This is a genomic window from Aerolutibacter ruishenii (genome assembly GCF_007830115.1).
GTDB classification, from domain to species: Bacteria; Pseudomonadota; Gammaproteobacteria; order Xanthomonadales; family Xanthomonadaceae; genus Aerolutibacter; species Aerolutibacter ruishenii.
Window position 1 is genome coordinate 168,763 of record NZ_VLKP01000006.1, and the last position, 14,651, is coordinate 183,413.

The window sequence follows — 14,651 nt, forward strand, 5'->3', positions numbered from 1 at the left end:
TCGACGAAATCAAACCCGATAATGACCGGATACACGTTGAAACTGCCCGCCGGAGTGCGCCATGACCGTCCTTGATACCCTCGCGCCGCTGCGCGCCCACGGCGGTGTCCGCCGCACGTCCGGCCTGGACGATGCCACCGTGCTGCGTTTCGCCGCCAACCATCCGGAGCTGGGCGAGGCCATCGAGGCCGCCGCCGCCGAGTACGCGCGCATCAAGGACGACTTCGCCGACCTGCTCGATAAGGACGAGGACACCCAGATCCAGGCCCTGCAGGCCGGCTACGTCAACTTCTACGCAGACGATGCGGTCAACCCGTACGTGGCGCTTACCGCGCGCGGCCCGTGGATCGTGACCCTCAAGGGCGCCGTGCTGCACGACTCGGGCGGCTACGGCATGCTCGGCCTGGGTCACGCGCCCAAGGCGGTGATCGAGGCGATGGCCAAGCCGCAGGCGATGGCCAACATCATGACCCCGTCGCTGTCGCACCTGCGCTTCGAGCGCGCGCTGCGTGCCGCCATCGGCACCACGCGCGGCGGTTGCCCGTACGACAAGTTCCTGTGCCTGAACTCCGGCTCGGAATCGGTGTCGCTGGCCTCGCGCATCGTCGATGCAAACGCCAAGCTGATGACCGACCCGGGTGCGCGCCACGCCGGCCGCATCGTCAAGCGCCTCGTGGTGAAGGGCAGCTTCCACGGCCGCACCGAGCGCCCGGCGCTGTATTCGGACTCCACCCGCAAGACCTACCTGCAGCACCTGGCCAGCTTCCGCGGCGAGGACAGCGTGCTGGCGGTGGAGCCCTACGACATCGAGGCGTTGAAGAAGGTGTTCGCCGATGCCGACGCCAACGGCTGGTTCATCGAGGCGATGTTCCTGGAGCCGGTGATGGGCGAAGGCGACCCGGGCCGCAGCGTGCCGGTGGACTTCTACAATGCCGCCCGTGCGCTGACCAGGGCGCACGGCGCGATGCTGCTGGTGGACTCGATCCAGGCGGGCCTGCGCGCGCAGGGCGTGCTGTCGATCGTCGACTACGCGGGCTTCGAAGGCGTCGAAGCGCCGGACATGGAGACCTACTCCAAGGCGCTCAACGCCGGCCAGTACCCGCTGTCGGTGCTCGCCGTCGACAAGCACGCCGCCGAGACCTACAAGAAGGGCCTGTACGGCAACACCATGACCACCAACCCGCGCGCGCTGGACGTGGCCTGTGCGGTGCTGAAGCAGGTGACCCCGGCGGTGCGCGACAACATCCGCGCGCGCGGCGTCGAGGCGCTGCAGAAACTGGAGGCGCTGAAGGCCCAGCTGGGCGGCGCCATCACCAAGGTGCAGGGTACCGGCCTGCTGTTCTCCTGCGAGCTGTCGCCGGAGTACAAGTGCTACGGCGCCGGCTCCACCGAGGAGTGGCTGCGCGAACATGGCATCGGCGTGATCCACGGCGGCGCCAATTCGTTGCGTTTCACCCCGACGTTCACCATCACCAGCGAAGAAATCGACCTGCTGGTGGCGATGGTCGGCCGCGCGCTGAAGGAAGGTCCGCGCGCGACGCAGGCCGCGGCGGCCTGATCCATGCGGGTCGTCGAAGTCCAGCACCCGCTCGTCCAGCACAAGATGGGCCTGATGCGGCGCAAGGACATCAGCAACAAGGAATTCCGCGAACTGGTGGCGGAGGTCGGCACGCTGGTGGCGTTCGAAGCCACCCGCGACCTGGAGACCGAGGAAACCGTCATCGAAGGCTGGGCCGGCCCGACGCGGGTGCGACGGCTCGCCGGCAAGGTCACCCTGGTGCCAATCCTGCGCGCGGGGTTGGGCATGCTGCAGGGCGTGCTGGCCGCGCTGCCCACCGCGCGTATCGGCGTCGTGGGGCTCAAGCGCAACGAGGAGACGCTGCGCCCGGACCGGTATTACCTCAACCTGCCCGCGCGCATGGCAGAACGGGTGGCGATCATCGTCGACCCCATGCTGGCCACCGGCGGTAGCACCATTGCCGCCATCGACCAGCTCAAGGCGCAGGGCTGCCTGCGGATCAAGGGTGTGTTCCTGGTGGCGGCGCCGGAAGGACTGCGCGCCGTGGAAGCGGCACATCCCGACTTCGAGGTGTACACCGCGGCGATCGACGAGCGGCTCAATGACGTCGGCTACATCCTGCCCGGGCTGGGCGATGCGGGCGACAAGTTGTTCGGCACCGACCTGTTCTAGCGGTCGTTCGCCGATGGGCCACGGCGGCGACGCCTGAAGGTCACCAGCGTTACCAGCGCGAGCCCTACCAGCCCGCCGGCGCCCCACAGCCACCAGTGCCCCGGAACCGTTTCGCTCGCGTCCGCCGGCTCCAGCGGCTCCTCGGAGACCGGTGGCGTCGCCGGAGCCGCGGCGGCCGGCACCGGATGCCAGACACCATCGCGCAACTCCACCTTGCCCAGCAACGGTGGCAGGGTCAGTTCGCGCCACGTGATGCGCAGGTCGCCGACCTGTGGGTCGAGCGGATTCTCGCTGCTGCTCAGGCCATCGCCATCAGGCTGGAACGTGGCCGCCAGATTGGCCGGCAGACGCTGGAAACCGGGGCGGAACTGGCGCCATTGACCCAGCGTGCGCAATACCTCCGGGGCCAGTGGCTTGCCGTTGAGCGTGGCATCGGTGGACCACCAGCGCTCGCCCTCGATGGGCAGTTCGCCGGGGTTGCGGTACCCCGTGTCGAAATTCCCTGAGTCGATGGGTGCCTCGTTCCACACCGGTTGGTAGGCCGCGCCATCGCGACGCCATTGCAGCATTTCCACCCGGCGGTCGAGCCCGAACTGGCGGGTTTCCACGCGGAAGTCGGGGTCGACGATGACACGTCCGGCCTGCGGCAGCGGTTCCGGCGCTTCCTGCGCCCGAGCGCCCTGCCCCACCACCAGCAGCGCAAGCACTGCCAGAGCAAACCTCATGTCGCCAGCGCCCTTGCATGCAACTCGGCCACTTCATGCACGGTGCCGAACTTGCCCTTCTCATCGCGGGTAACCTGCGCCAGCGCACAACCCGGGTCGTGGGTGAAGAACAGGTGCACGTTGCGCGCCAGCTTGTCGGCGAGGAAGCTCTTCTTCTCGTCGATCAGCAGCTCGGCATTGCGGTCGTAGCCCATGGTGATGGGTACGTGCACCCATGGCCGCCCCGGGATCAGGTCGGCGCAGAACACCACGCCGCCGTGCGGCTGGCCGTCGACGATTTCGGGGCCGACGATTTCCGCCAGCATCAGTCCCGGCGTGTGGCCGCTGCTGAAATGGAAACGCACGCTGTCGCCCAGCGCCAGGCTATGCGGCCCGTCAACCAGCTCCAGCCGGCCGGTGGCTTCGATCAGTGCGGGCAGTTCCGGGATGAAGCTGGCACGGTCGCGCGCGTGCGGATGCAACGCACGCTCCCAATGTTCGCGGCCGACGAGGTAGCTGGCATTCGGGAACACCAGCCGCGGTGGCTGCCCGTCCTGCCATTGCGCCAGCAAGCCGCCGACGTGGTCGAAGTGCAGGTGCGAGAGCACGACCACGTCGATGTCCTCGGGCTTGAACCCGGCGGCGGCCAGTGAATCGAGCAGCACGTGGCGCTCTTCGACCACGCCGTAGCGCTCGCGCAGCTTGGGCTCGAAGAACGCACCGATGCCGGCTTCGAACAGCACGGTCTTGCCGTTGAGCGGCGTGGCCAGCAGCGCGCGGCACGCCAGGTCGATGCGGTTCTGCTCGTCCGGCGGCGCCCACTTGGCCCACATGGCGCGCGGTGCGTTGCCGAACATGGCGCCACCGTCGAGCTTCTGGCTGTTGCCCAGCAGCGACCAGAGTTTCATGTTGACCACCTCACGCGCGCGATCTTGTGAATTATCGCCCAATGATACCGCCGTCACCCGCACATGGCCGCAACGGCAAAGACCGTGCCGCGATGCGCTCGGTCGCGGTCACGGCAGGGTCGCGCGGGCATGGCTACCGCCCTGCCATGCCCCGCGCGGACGCACGGCAAGCCACCCGCGTGCAGCTTCCGGCGACTACCTGGCTGGCGCCAGCAGCACGTCGGCCTTGCCCACCGGATTGCGCGGATCGGTGCCGCCATCCAGCGTGTTGCTGGCCTTGTCCCACGCCACGGTCTGCAGGTTGCCCCAAGGCTGCTCGGCGGCGTTGACCTTGTGGCCCATCGCCTCCAACGCCTTCACCGTGTCCGGTGCCAGCGCACCGGCTTCAGCGGAGATCACGTCGGGCATCCACTGGTGGTGGATGCGCGGCAACGCCGCCACCTGCCGCGAGTCCAGGCCATCGTCGTAGGCCAGGATGCCGAGCAGCACCTCGGTGATGATGCGGCTGCCGCCCGGTGCACCCAGTACCGCCACCTTGTCCTTGGACTCGATGAAGCTGGGCGTCATCGAGCTGAGCATGCGCTTGCCCGCCTTGGGTGCGTTGGCCTCGAAGCCCATCACGCCGAAAGCGTTGGGCGTGCCCGGCCGCAGTGCGAAATCGTCCATCTCGTTGTTGAGCAGCACGCCGGTACCCGGTGCCACCAGGCCTGATCCGTAGAGCAGGTTGACGGTCTGCGTGGCCGCGACGCGGTTGCCTTCGGCATCGATGATGGAGAAATGCGTGGTCTCATCGTCTTCCAGCGGCGCTGGCTGGCCGGACAGCAGCTCGCTCGGCAGCGCCTTCTCGGGATGGATGGACGCGCGCTGGCCGGCAGCGTATTCGGGGCTGGTCAGGCGGGCCACGGGCACGCGCACGAAATCCGGATCGCCCAGGTAGATGGTGCGATCGCGGTACGCGCGACGCATCGCCTCGGTGATGAGGTGGGTGCGGTGTGCGGCATCCAGCTTGGACAGGTCCCAGCCTTCCAGTATCTGCAGGATCTGCGCCATCGCAACGCCACCCGACGACGGCGGCGGCGCGGTGATCACGTCCCATTCGTGGTACTTGAAGCGCAGCGGTTCGCGCTCCTTGACCCGGTAACCGGCCAGTTCATCGGCGCGCCACTTGCCGCCCTCCTGCTTGACCGAGGCCAGCAGCTTCTTCGCCACGTCGCCGCGGTAGAAGCCATCGAACCCCTTCTCGCCCAGCAGCTCCAGCGTGCGCGCCAGGTCCGGCTGTTTGAGGATCTCGCCCACCTGCGGCGGCGTGCCATCGGCCAGGAACACCGCGCGGGTACCGCGGTAGCGCTCCATCACCTCGCGGCGCGTGGCGTAGCCCTTCTCCAGCCGCGCATAGATGGGAAAGCCTTCGCGCGCGATGCGGATGGCCGGGGCCAGCGAGATCTTCAGCGGCAGGCGGCCATAACGTTCCGCCAGGTGCACCAGTGCGGCAGGCAGGCCCGGGATGCCCGCCGACCACGGGCCGTTGACCGAGCGGTCGCGGTTGAGCTCGCCCTTGGCATCAAGGTAGGCCTCGGGCGTAGCGGACTCCGGCGCGGTCTCGCGCGCGTCAACGAACACATCGCGGCCACTGCGCGCGTCGTGCAGCAGGAAGAAGCCGCCGCCGCCAATACCGGAGCTGATCGGCTCCACCACCGACAACGTGGCCGAGACCGCGATGGCCGCATCGAACGCGTTGCCGCCCGCGCGCATGATCTCCATGCCGGCGTCGGTGGACAGCGCATGCGCGCTGGCGATGGCGGTGCCCGGCGGCGTCGACCGGGAGGATGCGGTGGCGTCGACCTTCGCCGAAGCAGCCGCACTGGTGGCAGCCGTGGACGTCGAACCGTCCTGTGCCAGCGGACCGGCCATGACCGGCGCGAACACAAAACCAACCGTCAGCAACAGCAACGCGGTCCGTGCGCGCAGATCAATGGCCATGCAAAGTCACTCCTGCTGCAGCCTCGCCAGCTTGGCGAGCAACTGCTCGTGGGATTCGGGGTATTCGGGATCAGGGTCGATGCACTCGACCGGACAGACGACCACGCACTGGGGTTCGTCGAAGTGCCCGACGCATTCGGTGCAACGCGCCGGATCGATCACATAGATCGTTTCGCCCTGCGAAATGGCCTGGTTGGGGCAGGCGGGTTCGCAGACGTCACAGTTGACGCAGAGTTCGTTGATCTTCAGCGACATGGCGGTGGGGGCGCCAGTACGCCGGCTGTCCCCGCCGCGCCATTGCAGGCGCGGCAGGCACGGAGCCGGTTACCTGGTCTCGATGAACTTGTAGTCGACGCCAGCCGGGGCGACGGCGGCCTTGACGCGCTCGTTGTCCGCGGAATTGCCCAGGAACAGCATCTTGACGCCCTTCATGGCGCCCGGCTGCACCTTTGCAAACGAGGCGATCACCAGGTCGGCCATCCTGCTCGACGACGGCGAGCCGTACGCCACCAGGTTGCCCTCCAGGATGCCGCGCTGCAGGTCGGTCGAGGCCTGCTCCAGCAAGCGGTCATAGTAGCCCTGGAAATCCGGGGTTTCCTCGGCCGGCAGGAAGTACAGGTAGGGCTGGCCGGTCACGCCGTCCAGGTTGCGCTTGACGACATCCTGCAGGTACGTGCCCCAGGCGTTCTCGTCGTTGGTGGTCGGCGCGACCAGCGGCGCCTGGACGACAGCCTCCGGCTTGGCGGCATCTTCCTTCTTGCATGCGGCCAGCAGCGGCAGCGCGAGGCAGGCGGTGAGCATCAGGCGGGTGGTGGTCTTCATCGGGGAGCCCCTGTCTTGGTGGGTACTGCGGTTGGTAAGGAGTCAGCCTGCCGCGCCCCGCCACTGCGCCTGCAGTGCGGCGGCCACGGCGGGCGGCACGAAACCGGAAACATCGCCACCCAGGCGCGAGATTTCGCGCACCAGCGACGAGGAAATGAAGCCGTACTGCTCGGCTGGCGTCAGGAACAGCGTCTCCACCTCGGGAATGAGGTGGCGGTTCATGCTGGCCAACTGGAATTCGTACTCGAAGTCGGAGACCGCGCGCAGGCCGCGCAGCAGTACCCCGCCGCCCACCTCGGCCACGAAATGCGCCAGCAGGCAGTTGAAGCCGCGCACCTCCACGTGCGGGTGGTGGCCCAGTGCCTGGCGGGCGAGATCCACCCGCAGCTCCAGCGGCAACGCCGGGCCCTTGGCCGGGCTTTCGGCCACACCTATGACCAGCCTCTCGAACAGCGGCGCGGCACGGTCGACAAGATCGACGTGGCCATTCGTGATCGGGTCGAACGTGCCGGGGTAGACGGCGATACGGTTTCGGGCCGCGGTCATGCGAGGGTCATTGGCTGGAGTGGCGCAACGGAAAGTACCGGACGGACCGGCCGTGTTCATGCCAGTGTATCAGTGCCCGCCGGGAGCCGCCGGTACAGCGCGAAACGGACCTCCCGGGTGCGGCCCTCCCGGTGCAGTTCCCAGTCTGGCGGCAGCACCGGAGTCACATCGGCGGGGGACTCCACATACAGCCAGGCGTGCGGGGACAGCCGCCCTACAAGGCGGGGAACCACCGCATCCCAGAGCCCCGCCGCAAACGGCGGGTCCACGAATGCCAGGCCAAACCGGTCGCCATTGGCCGTCGCCAGCCAGGCCAGGGCATCCGCATTGACCACCTGCCCCGCCCCGCCCCCTTCCAGCCGGGCCAGGGTGCTGGCCAGCGCGGTGGCCAGGTCACGATCCCGCTCCACCAGCACCGCGGACGCGGCACCACGCGACAGGGCCTCCAGCCCCAGTGCGCCGCTGCCGGCGAACAGGTCCAGTACCCGCGCCCCCGGCAGCACCGGCATCAACCAGTTGAACAGGGTTTCGCGCACCCGGTCGGCGGTCGGCCGCAGACCCGGCGCCTGGGGCACGTCCAACCGCGTGCCCCGCCACTTGCCGCCGATCAGGCGCACGCGTCCGGATGCGCCCTTGGCGGGCGGGCGTGGGGCGGACGGCCGAGGTGGTCGGGAGTTGTTCATCGAGGGCTCGCGGGGGCCGGTGCTAGCATGTGCGCATTCTCGCGCATTCACGGAATGTCCCCACGCGATGCTCAGTTTTTTCCGCCGCAAGAAGCCCGATGCGGCTGACACCGATACCGCCAAGCGGCCCAGCCTCGACGAGCTGGCCGCGGCGTTCCCCAACGCGCCTGCGCCTGGAACGGCCGAATCCGAGGCCGCTCCCCAGGCGGCTGATGGAGCGTTGACCGGCGACGCCTCCGCCGCGCCTCCGGGGCCGGTTGATGCCGCCCCGACGCCACCTGCACAACCATCGCCGACGGCCCCGGTGCACCGTGCGCCCGCGGAACCCGTCCCTGCCGAAGTCATTGCCGCCGCACTGGAAAGCGAATCGGTACCCGGCAGGTTGTCGACCAGCGGTACAGCGGGCCGCGCCGACGCGCTGGATGCGGCTTTGGCCCCTTCCGCCCGCACCGCTCCGGAAGAATCGCCGGAACCCGTCGCCGCCGCCGAAGACAGGAAAGGCTGGCGTGACCGTCTTCGCGGCAGCGCCTTCGCGCGCGCGTTCGGCGGCCTGTTCTCGCGCAACCCGAAGCTCGACGACGACCTGCTGGACGAGATCGAGACCGCCCTGCTCACCGCCGACGTGGGCGTTGCGGCCACCACGCAACTGGTGGAAAGCCTGCGCAAGCGCATGAAGGCCCGCGAGTTCGCCGACGCGCAGGCGCTGCTGGCCGCGTTGCGCAACGACCTGCTGGCGATGCTGCGCCCGGTAGCCGTGCCGCTGCAGATCGACCGCAATGCCAGGCCCTTCGTGCTGCTGACCGTGGGCGTCAACGGCGTGGGCAAGACCACCACCATCGGCAAGCTGGCCAAGCGCTTCAAGGACGAGGGCCGTCCGCTGATGTTGGCCGCAGGCGACACCTTCCGCGCCGCGGCGGTTGCGCAGTTGCAGGCCTGGGGGGATCGCAACGGCGTGCCCGTGGTGGCCCAGGGCCAGAATGCCGATGCGGCCTCGGTGGCTTTCGATGCCCTGCAAGCCGCCAAGTCGCGCGGCACAGAGGTACTGATCGCCGATACCGCCGGCCGCCTGCACACCCAGCAGGGCCTCATGGCGGAGCTCGGCAAGATCAAACGGGTGCTGGCCAAGCTCGACCCCGCCGCACCGCACGAAGTGCTGATGGTGATCGACGGCACCACCGGCCAGAACGCGCTGTCGCAGCTGCGCCAGTTCCATGCCGCCGTAGGCGTGACCGGACTGGTGGTGACCAAGCTCGATGGCACCGCCAAGGGTGGCGTGGTGTTCGCGCTGGCCCGCGAGTTCGGCATCCCGATCCGCTTCGCCGGCATCGGCGAGCGTCCTGAGGACCTGCGCGTGTTCGACGCCGAGGCCTTCGTCGACGCGTTGCTGCCCGAGGCGCTGGGCGCCTGAGCGCCTGTGCGTCACGCCTGAATGACCGGCACCCACTGGACTACCTCTGGATGACGACCCGGCGCAGGCTGGTCCTGCTCGCGGCGCTGGCGGTGGCGCTGGCAGGCGTCGCCGCACTGCTGTACTGGAGCAGCCGGCCTCCGCAGTTCGCCTCGCTGGTGACCGGCACGCTGGGCCGTTCGCTCGGCCTGGAAATCACCGTTGGCGGTGCCAGCGAATACCGGCTGCGCGGCACGCCGCTGCTGGTAGTACGCGATGTGGTGGTGCGCGAGCCTGGTGCGGCCACGCCGCTGCTGCGTGCCGACCGCGTCCATGTAGCCGTGCCCTGGTCGACGATTCGCAACCGCGGACAGGCGCTTGCCATCCGCCGCATCGAACTGGACAGCCCACACCTCGACCTGCCTGCTTTGCAGCATTGGCTGGACACGCGCCCACCGGGCGAGGAGCAGATTCCTACCCTGAGCGACGGCCTGCAAGTCAACAACGGCCATGTCACCAGCAGCGACTGGTCGATCGACGGCATCGACGCCACCCTGCCATCCCTGCACCCGGGCCAACCCGTGCGTGCGCGCCTGCGCGGGCGCTATGTCGATGAGCCATTGACCATTCCCTTCGATCTGGATGTCGCGCTGTCACGACCGGCCCGCCAGGCCGACTTCAGTGCGCGAGGCGACGTGACCCTTGACCACGGCGACTGGTCGATGCCGTCGTCGATTGCCGTATCCGGCCCACTGGACCTGGGCCACGATGCGATCCGCGTGATGCCTGCGCGCATCGGCATTGCCACCCGGTACGTGAGCGGTGATCAACGCATCCCCTTCGTACTGGGCCTGCATGGCCCGCTGCTGTTCGACGAAGCGACATGGACGCTGTCACCGGCGAGCGTGGCGCTGCGCGACCGCGCACTTGCCAAGGCCGCCGAACAAACATCGTCCGTCGTCCCGAGCCTGCGCGCGCGCGGCCGCTTGGCGTTGGGAAAACGCCTCGCATTGAACCTGGGCGGCACCATTGCCCAATGGCCCGCCGGCTGGCCGGCACTGCCGCCGCCCATCGGCCAGTCCACTTCTCCCCTTCCGTTTGGCCTTGCCTACGAGGGCCGCACGGACCTCGCCGACATCACCGCATTGAACCTGCGTCGCGACGCCACGCGCTTCGCGGCGCGTTTCCGCGTACCGCAAGTGCTGGAATGGTCCAGCGCCGCCTCCAGCGGCAACCCGCTGCCGCCGCTGGACGGCACGTTGAGCACACCGCGGCTCGACATCGCCGGCGCGCAACTGGAAGGGGTCGAGGTGGAGTTCGAAGGCGACGAGCCGGCGTCGAATCCCACGGCACCCGCCATGCAAGGAACGGCCGGCCCTTCGACACGCAACAGCCCACCGGGTGCGACCCCATGACCGCCGACGCATTCGCCACCCGCCTGCTGGCCTGGTTCGACGTTTGCGGCCGCCATGACCTGCCCTGGCAGCACCCACGCACGCCCTACCGCGTGTGGCTGTCGGAGATCATGCTGCAGCAGACCCAGGTCAAGACCGCCGCACCCTACTTCGAGCGCTTCGTCGCCGCATTGCCGACGCTGCGGGACCTGGCCGCGGCGCCGTTGGATGACGTGCTTGCCCTGTGGTCAGGGCTGGGCTACTACGCCCGGGCCCGCAACCTGCATGCCGCGGCCAGGCGTTGCATCGAAGGGCATGGTGGCGAACTGCCGCGTGACATCGACGCACTCACCGCGCTGCCCGGCATCGGCCGCAGCACCGCCGCGGCGATATTGTCCCAAGCCTGGTGCGACCGCCACGCCATCCTCGACGGCAACGTGAAACGCGTGCTCAGCCGCTACCACGGCGTCGACGGGTGGCCCGGGCAACCCGCGGTGGAGAAGCGCCTGTGGGCCTTCGCACAGGCCCACGTGGACAACCCGCAGCTGCCCGACGCGCGCATGGCCGACTACACCCAGGCGCAGATGGACCTGGGCGCCACGCTATGCACGCGCAGCGATCCCGCCTGCGTGCTGTGCCCGCTGCAGGACGACTGCATCGCGCGGCGCGAAGGCCGCACCGCCGAACTGCCCACGCCAAAGCCCGGCAAGCCGCTGCCACAACGCCACGCGCAAGTGCTGTGGCTGGAGGATGGAGACGATCGCATCCTGCTTCAGCGCCGCCCGCCGACCGGTATCTGGGCATCGCTCTGGACGTTGCCGCAGGCGGACGACCCCACCCTCGCCCTGGCGTGGTTCGACACCCACGTGGAAGGCGACTTCGCGGAAGGCACAAGCCTCGCGCCCATTGCGCACGCCTTCAGCCACTACAAGCTGGAGCTGCAGCCATTGCTCGTACGCCCGGTCGCCCTGCGCGCGCGCGTGAGCGACAATGACGACCTGCGCTGGGTCGCCCGCGACCAACTCGACTCGCTGGGTATCCCGGCGCCGATCAGGCGCCTGCTGATAGGCACCTGACACCGGTCGAGTTCGCACCAAGCCCACCGCCACACCCTTACGCATGCCTGTCTGCCACGGAACCACCATGCCCCGCACCGTCTTCTGCCAGTACGAACAGCGCGATACCGAAGGCCTGGACTTCATTCCCTGGCCTGGCGAACTGGGCAAGCGCGTGTTTGCCGGCGTCGGCAAGGCCGCGTGGGGCAAGTGGCTGGCGCACCAGACCATGCTGATCAACGAGAACCGCCTTTCGCCCATGGATCCCAAGCACCGCGCCTTCCTTGAAGGCGAGATGCAGAAGTTCCTCTTCGGGGGCTGTGCCGAAAAGCCGGCCGGTTACGTCCCGCCCGAAGGCTGAGGCTGATGCTGAGGCTGAGCCAACTCGCGCCGGTCCTGTTCGGCGTGGCGGATGGCCTTGATGTCCACCGGCCGGATCTCGCGGATCTGGCACGGAATGGTGGCCATGTTGCTGCCCAGTACCACCACCTTGTCGAACCGGGCGTATACGGTGCCCATCTGGCTGGTCACGCTGATCGCCGGCGCGAAGTCCAGGCCCGGGCAGGATCCGCTGAGCTCCAGCAGGTAGACGTCGTTGGGCCGCGCCCAGACCGCAAGCGCCGCATCGCCCAAGGGCGTCCACCCATCCAGCGAGGTGAAGTACCGGAAACTCGGTACGGGTGCGCTGGCGTGGGCGCGATAGATGTCGAGCCGCTCGGCATCGCTGATCCGGTTGGTCGCACAGCCCGACAGCAACCCTGCGGCCAGGAAGGCCATTAGAAGGATCCGTTTCATCGTTGTCTCCTTGCCGCATGCGGCGGCAGAAGGGGGGTGCCCTCTGATGATGCGCCTTGTGACATCGCGCGGCGCATGCGGCGCGCCGGCATTCAGCCGCGGTAAGGCTTGCCAGCCGCGCCACCAAACCGTATGATGCCGCCTCTCGCGTTACCGGCGAGTTGTTGGCCGGGTAGCTCAGTTGGTAGAGCAGGGGATTGAAAATCCCCGTGTCGGGGGTTCGATTCCCTCCCCGGCCACCATTTCGGTGGACAGCGTGAAACGTAGGCCCTGCAAGGCGATAAGCCCTGCGGGGCTTTTCGTTTTCCCGGCCTTGGGATCCCGTTGCCCACGGCGTAGGAATTTTCCTACATCCCGCCGTGGCTTCACCTGACAGACATCGCAACGGCCAACCGTGATCATTGTCCTGTTCCTGCCGCGTCAACCGTGCGCAGCGGGCTCACCACACAGGGGATCACGCCATGGGGTATCGAATCGAGTTCCACGCCACATTACCCGTGTCGCGAGCCATCGACCACCGCATCAGCCACTGTCGCTACCCTACCCTGCTCGATGCCTCCCGCATCGCCCAGATCGAGGCCAACGCCATGGCCATGATCCAGGCCACCGATGTGGAAATCCGGATCTACGACCGCAGCGATCAGCTGGCGCGCACCCTGCTGGCCTCGTATGCCTTCAAGTGCGCATAAGCGACTCGCAACAGCGGGATGCCATCACGGTGGCGCCCCGCGCGCGCGATCATGTCACCCACGATGTGGTCGGCCTCGATAGGACCGCCACGCTGGATGTCGCGCAACATCGATGCGGTCAATGTTGAACCGGACTCCGTCAACGACCGTTTCGTTCGCTCGATGGCGGGCTCGTCGGGCGCATGACCGGCTTCGCTGGCCACCGCGACGCAGTTGTCCAGCAGTTCCAAGGTGATCTCGTGCCCCGCCGGGGCAGCCATGATGTCGCCCACGGAAGCACGCATCAGGCAGGTGATGCCGGCCAGCGTGGCCAGGAACACCCATTTGTCCCACATGTCCTGGACGATGCGCTGGCTGGGGCGCGCGTCGAAGCCGGCGTCGGACAGCATCGCGGTGATGTGCCGCATGCGCGGCGAGACGCTGCCGTCGCGCTCGCCGAAGGTCAGGCTGTGGGTGCGGTTGAGGTGGTGGACCACCCCCTCGCCATCGAGCGTCGCGGCGATATGGCACTGGCCGCCCAGCACGCGCGAGGCGCCGAAGCGCGCGTCCAGCTCGTCCAGATGGCGCATGCCGTTGAGCAGCGGGAGGATGGCGGTCTCGGGACCGACCGCAGGCACCACGTCGTTGATGACGCCGGGCAGGTCGTAGGCCTTGCAACCAATGACCACCAGCTCAAATGGCGTGGCGAGCGTTTCGCGGGTGACGGTCTGCGGCGCGGCCAGGTCGATGTCGCCAAACGGGCTGCGCACGCGCAGGCCCTGGTCCGCCAACAGCTCCGCACGCCGCTCGCGCACCAGGAAGGTGACGTCGCGGCCCGCCGCGGCAAGCCGCCCGCCAAAGTAACCCCCTACGCCGCCGGCACCCACCACCAGGATCCGCATCGCCATCTTTCCCAATCTCGTGGTGTCCATCTTAGCGATCGCCTGCCGGCCGGTCGCCTGCGCGTCCGCGTCCGCGCATTCACCATGCGCCGTAGTATGCTCGGATGTCCCTACCTTGGAGCGAGTGGATGAAGGTGATGCGATGGATCGGCCTGGCGCTTGGCGCCGCCCTCCTGGCCAGTTGCGCCAGCGGCCCCGTGCGTCGCGTGTCCGAGCCAACGGCGCGTATCCAGCAGCTCACCGTCCGTGCCGATGGCAGCTGGTCCACCGAGCTGCGGATCGAGAACTTCAGCAGCATGGCCATGCGATTCGACCAGGTGGACCTGGCCCTGAGCGTGGCTGGCCAGGACGCCGGGCGCCTTGCCACGCAGCCGGCACTATCGATCGGCAAGGAATCGGCCGACGTGATCACCGTGACCCTCACCCCAGGCGCCGCCGCCAAGCTCGCCGTGGCGGATGCCCTCGCGGCCGGTCGCGGCGTGGACTACACCCTCAAGGGCACCATCGACGCCACGCCCGAAGAAGCCAAGCAGCGCACCTTCAAGATCGACCGCAGCAGCGCGCTGAGTCCGGCCCCCGGACTGTCCGGCGTGCTCCGCTGATCCCCTCCCCAATT

17 protein-coding genes and 1 tRNA gene are annotated in these 14,651 nt (G+C 68.3%); 9 read left to right on the top strand and 9 right to left on the bottom strand.

Going from position 1 to position 14,651, the window contains the following annotated elements; translation table 11 throughout:
- Nucleotides 1-61: 61 nt before the first annotated feature.
- Entirely contained in the window at nucleotides 62-1,558 is a 1,497-nt protein-coding gene (locus tag IP93_RS08690; protein WP_144814575.1) for an aminotransferase class III-fold pyridoxal phosphate-dependent enzyme, read from the top strand.
- 3 nt (nucleotides 1,559-1,561) lie between these two features.
- Nucleotides 1,562-2,191, top strand: coding sequence for a uracil phosphoribosyltransferase (upp, locus tag IP93_RS08695; RefSeq protein ID WP_144814577.1), 630 nt, complete (start codon nucleotides 1,562-1,564; stop codon nucleotides 2,189-2,191).
- Here upp and IP93_RS08700 read toward each other — a convergent pair.
- The 7 genes from IP93_RS08700 to rsmD form a co-directional block, all read right to left on the bottom strand.
- Nucleotides 2,188-2,916 (bottom strand): TMEM43 family protein, encoded by a 729-nt coding sequence (locus tag IP93_RS08700; RefSeq protein WP_144814578.1) that lies wholly within the window; start codon nucleotides 2,914-2,916, stop codon nucleotides 2,188-2,190. The two genes, upp and IP93_RS08700, sit on opposite strands and share 4 nt — an antisense overlap.
- Complete coding sequence (locus tag IP93_RS08705) at nucleotides 2,913-3,803, bottom strand: MBL fold metallo-hydrolase (RefSeq protein ID WP_144814581.1); 891 nt, start codon at nucleotides 3,801-3,803, stop codon at nucleotides 2,913-2,915. Before IP93_RS08705 ends, IP93_RS08700 begins: the two co-directional genes overlap by 4 nt.
- Before the next feature lie 195 nt (nucleotides 3,804-3,998).
- Nucleotides 3,999-5,783, bottom strand: a complete 1,785-nt coding sequence (gene ggt / locus IP93_RS08710; protein ID WP_144814584.1) for a gamma-glutamyltransferase — start codon at nucleotides 5,781-5,783, stop codon at nucleotides 3,999-4,001.
- A 6-nt stretch (nucleotides 5,784-5,789) separates the two neighbouring features.
- Nucleotides 5,790-6,038 carry a YfhL family 4Fe-4S dicluster ferredoxin gene (locus tag IP93_RS08715; RefSeq protein WP_144814586.1) on the bottom strand — a complete coding sequence of 83 codons (249 nt, stop codon included), beginning with the start codon at nucleotides 6,036-6,038 and terminating at the stop codon, nucleotides 5,790-5,792.
- 69 nt (nucleotides 6,039-6,107) lie between these two features.
- On the bottom strand, nucleotides 6,108-6,605 hold the full coding sequence (locus tag IP93_RS08720) for a hypothetical protein (RefSeq protein ID WP_144814589.1): 498 nt from the start codon (nucleotides 6,603-6,605) through the stop codon (nucleotides 6,108-6,110).
- A gap of 42 nt (nucleotides 6,606-6,647) precedes the next feature.
- Nucleotides 6,648-7,151: a pantetheine-phosphate adenylyltransferase gene (coaD, locus tag IP93_RS08725; RefSeq protein ID WP_144814591.1), complete on the bottom strand. Its 504-nt coding sequence runs from the start codon at nucleotides 7,149-7,151 to the stop codon at nucleotides 6,648-6,650.
- A gap of 56 nt (nucleotides 7,152-7,207) precedes the next feature.
- Nucleotides 7,208-7,834, bottom strand: coding sequence for a 16S rRNA (guanine(966)-N(2))-methyltransferase RsmD (gene rsmD, locus IP93_RS08730; RefSeq protein ID WP_144814594.1), 627 nt, complete (start codon nucleotides 7,832-7,834; stop codon nucleotides 7,208-7,210).
- A gap of 67 nt (nucleotides 7,835-7,901) precedes the next feature.
- Here rsmD and ftsY point away from each other — a divergent pair, with 67 nt between their 5' ends.
- From ftsY to IP93_RS08755, 4 genes are all read left to right on the top strand, one after another.
- Entirely contained in the window at nucleotides 7,902-9,242 is a 1,341-nt protein-coding gene (gene ftsY, locus IP93_RS08735; protein ID WP_144814597.1) for a signal recognition particle-docking protein FtsY, read from the top strand.
- Between the two features lie 50 nt (nucleotides 9,243-9,292).
- Nucleotides 9,293-10,636 carry an AsmA family protein gene (locus IP93_RS15625; protein ID WP_158636312.1) on the top strand — a complete coding sequence of 448 codons (1,344 nt, stop codon included), beginning with the start codon at nucleotides 9,293-9,295 and terminating at the stop codon, nucleotides 10,634-10,636.
- Nucleotides 10,633-11,691, top strand: coding sequence for an A/G-specific adenine glycosylase (gene mutY / locus IP93_RS08750; protein WP_144814604.1), 1,059 nt, complete (start codon nucleotides 10,633-10,635; stop codon nucleotides 11,689-11,691). The genes IP93_RS15625 and mutY overlap by 4 nt, the downstream gene beginning before the upstream one ends.
- 67 nt (nucleotides 11,692-11,758) lie before the next feature.
- On the top strand, nucleotides 11,759-12,031 hold the full coding sequence (locus IP93_RS08755; protein ID WP_144814607.1) for an oxidative damage protection protein: 273 nt from the start codon (nucleotides 11,759-11,761) through the stop codon (nucleotides 12,029-12,031).
- On the opposite strand, the gene IP93_RS08760 is transcribed toward IP93_RS08755, so the two are convergent.
- The gene (locus tag IP93_RS08760; RefSeq protein WP_144814609.1) at nucleotides 12,010-12,465 is read right to left on the bottom strand and encodes a DUF6491 family protein; all 456 of its coding nucleotides are present in this window, start codon (nucleotides 12,463-12,465) and stop codon (nucleotides 12,010-12,012) included. The genes IP93_RS08755 and IP93_RS08760 overlap by 22 nt on opposite strands.
- A gap of 166 nt (nucleotides 12,466-12,631) precedes the next feature.
- On the opposite strand from IP93_RS08760, the gene IP93_RS08765 reads away from it, so the two are divergent.
- Nucleotides 12,632-12,707, top strand: a tRNA-Phe gene (locus IP93_RS08765).
- 219 nt (nucleotides 12,708-12,926) lie between these two features.
- Nucleotides 12,927-13,154 (top strand): hypothetical protein, encoded by a 228-nt coding sequence (locus IP93_RS08770; RefSeq protein WP_144814611.1) that lies wholly within the window; start codon nucleotides 12,927-12,929, stop codon nucleotides 13,152-13,154.
- Here IP93_RS08770 and panE read toward each other — a convergent pair.
- Nucleotides 13,106-14,035, bottom strand: a complete 930-nt coding sequence (gene panE, locus IP93_RS08775) for a 2-dehydropantoate 2-reductase (protein ID WP_144814684.1) — start codon at nucleotides 14,033-14,035, stop codon at nucleotides 13,106-13,108. The two genes, IP93_RS08770 and panE, sit on opposite strands and share 49 nt — an antisense overlap.
- 128 nt (nucleotides 14,036-14,163) lie before the next feature.
- Between panE and IP93_RS08780 the strand changes: the two genes are divergently transcribed.
- Nucleotides 14,164-14,637, top strand: a complete 474-nt coding sequence (locus IP93_RS08780) for an LEA/WHy family protein (RefSeq protein ID WP_242006815.1) — start codon at nucleotides 14,164-14,166, stop codon at nucleotides 14,635-14,637.
- The last annotated feature ends 14 nt before the right edge of the window (nucleotides 14,638-14,651 follow it).

Bases quoted from the DNA above. Each gene is read 5' to 3' on its own strand.
- IP93_RS08755 (WP_144814607.1), top strand. From the start codon at position 11,759: ATGCCCCGCACCGTCTTCTGCCAGTACGAACAGCGCGATACCGAAGGC.
- IP93_RS08760 (WP_144814609.1), bottom strand. From the start codon at position 12,465: ATGAAACGGATCCTTCTAATGGCCTTCCTGGCCGCAGGGTTGCTGTCG.
- IP93_RS08715 (WP_144814586.1), bottom strand. From the start codon at position 6,038: ATGTCGCTGAAGATCAACGAACTCTGCGTCAACTGTGACGTCTGCGAA.
- IP93_RS08690 (WP_144814575.1), top strand. From the start codon at position 62: ATGACCGTCCTTGATACCCTCGCGCCGCTGCGCGCCCACGGCGGTGTC.
- rsmD (WP_144814594.1), bottom strand. From the start codon at position 7,834: ATGAACAACTCCCGACCACCTCGGCCGTCCGCCCCACGCCCGCCCGCC.
- mutY (WP_144814604.1), top strand. From the start codon at position 10,633: ATGACCGCCGACGCATTCGCCACCCGCCTGCTGGCCTGGTTCGACGTT.
- ggt (WP_144814584.1), bottom strand. From the start codon at position 5,783: ATGGCCATTGATCTGCGCGCACGGACCGCGTTGCTGTTGCTGACGGTT.
- panE (WP_144814684.1), bottom strand. From the start codon at position 14,035: ATGCGGATCCTGGTGGTGGGTGCCGGCGGCGTAGGGGGTTACTTTGGC.
- upp (WP_144814577.1), top strand. From the start codon at position 1,562: ATGCGGGTCGTCGAAGTCCAGCACCCGCTCGTCCAGCACAAGATGGGC.
- ftsY (WP_144814597.1), top strand. From the start codon at position 7,902: ATGCTCAGTTTTTTCCGCCGCAAGAAGCCCGATGCGGCTGACACCGAT.
- IP93_RS08700 (WP_144814578.1), bottom strand. From the start codon at position 2,916: ATGAGGTTTGCTCTGGCAGTGCTTGCGCTGCTGGTGGTGGGGCAGGGC.
- IP93_RS08705 (WP_144814581.1), bottom strand. From the start codon at position 3,803: ATGAAACTCTGGTCGCTGCTGGGCAACAGCCAGAAGCTCGACGGTGGC.
- IP93_RS08720 (WP_144814589.1), bottom strand. From the start codon at position 6,605: ATGAAGACCACCACCCGCCTGATGCTCACCGCCTGCCTCGCGCTGCCG.
- coaD (WP_144814591.1), bottom strand. From the start codon at position 7,151: ATGACCGCGGCCCGAAACCGTATCGCCGTCTACCCCGGCACGTTCGAC.
- IP93_RS15625 (WP_158636312.1), top strand. From the start codon at position 9,293: ATGACGACCCGGCGCAGGCTGGTCCTGCTCGCGGCGCTGGCGGTGGCG.
- IP93_RS08770 (WP_144814611.1), top strand. From the start codon at position 12,927: ATGGGGTATCGAATCGAGTTCCACGCCACATTACCCGTGTCGCGAGCC.
- IP93_RS08780 (WP_242006815.1), top strand. From the start codon at position 14,164: ATGAAGGTGATGCGATGGATCGGCCTGGCGCTTGGCGCCGCCCTCCTG.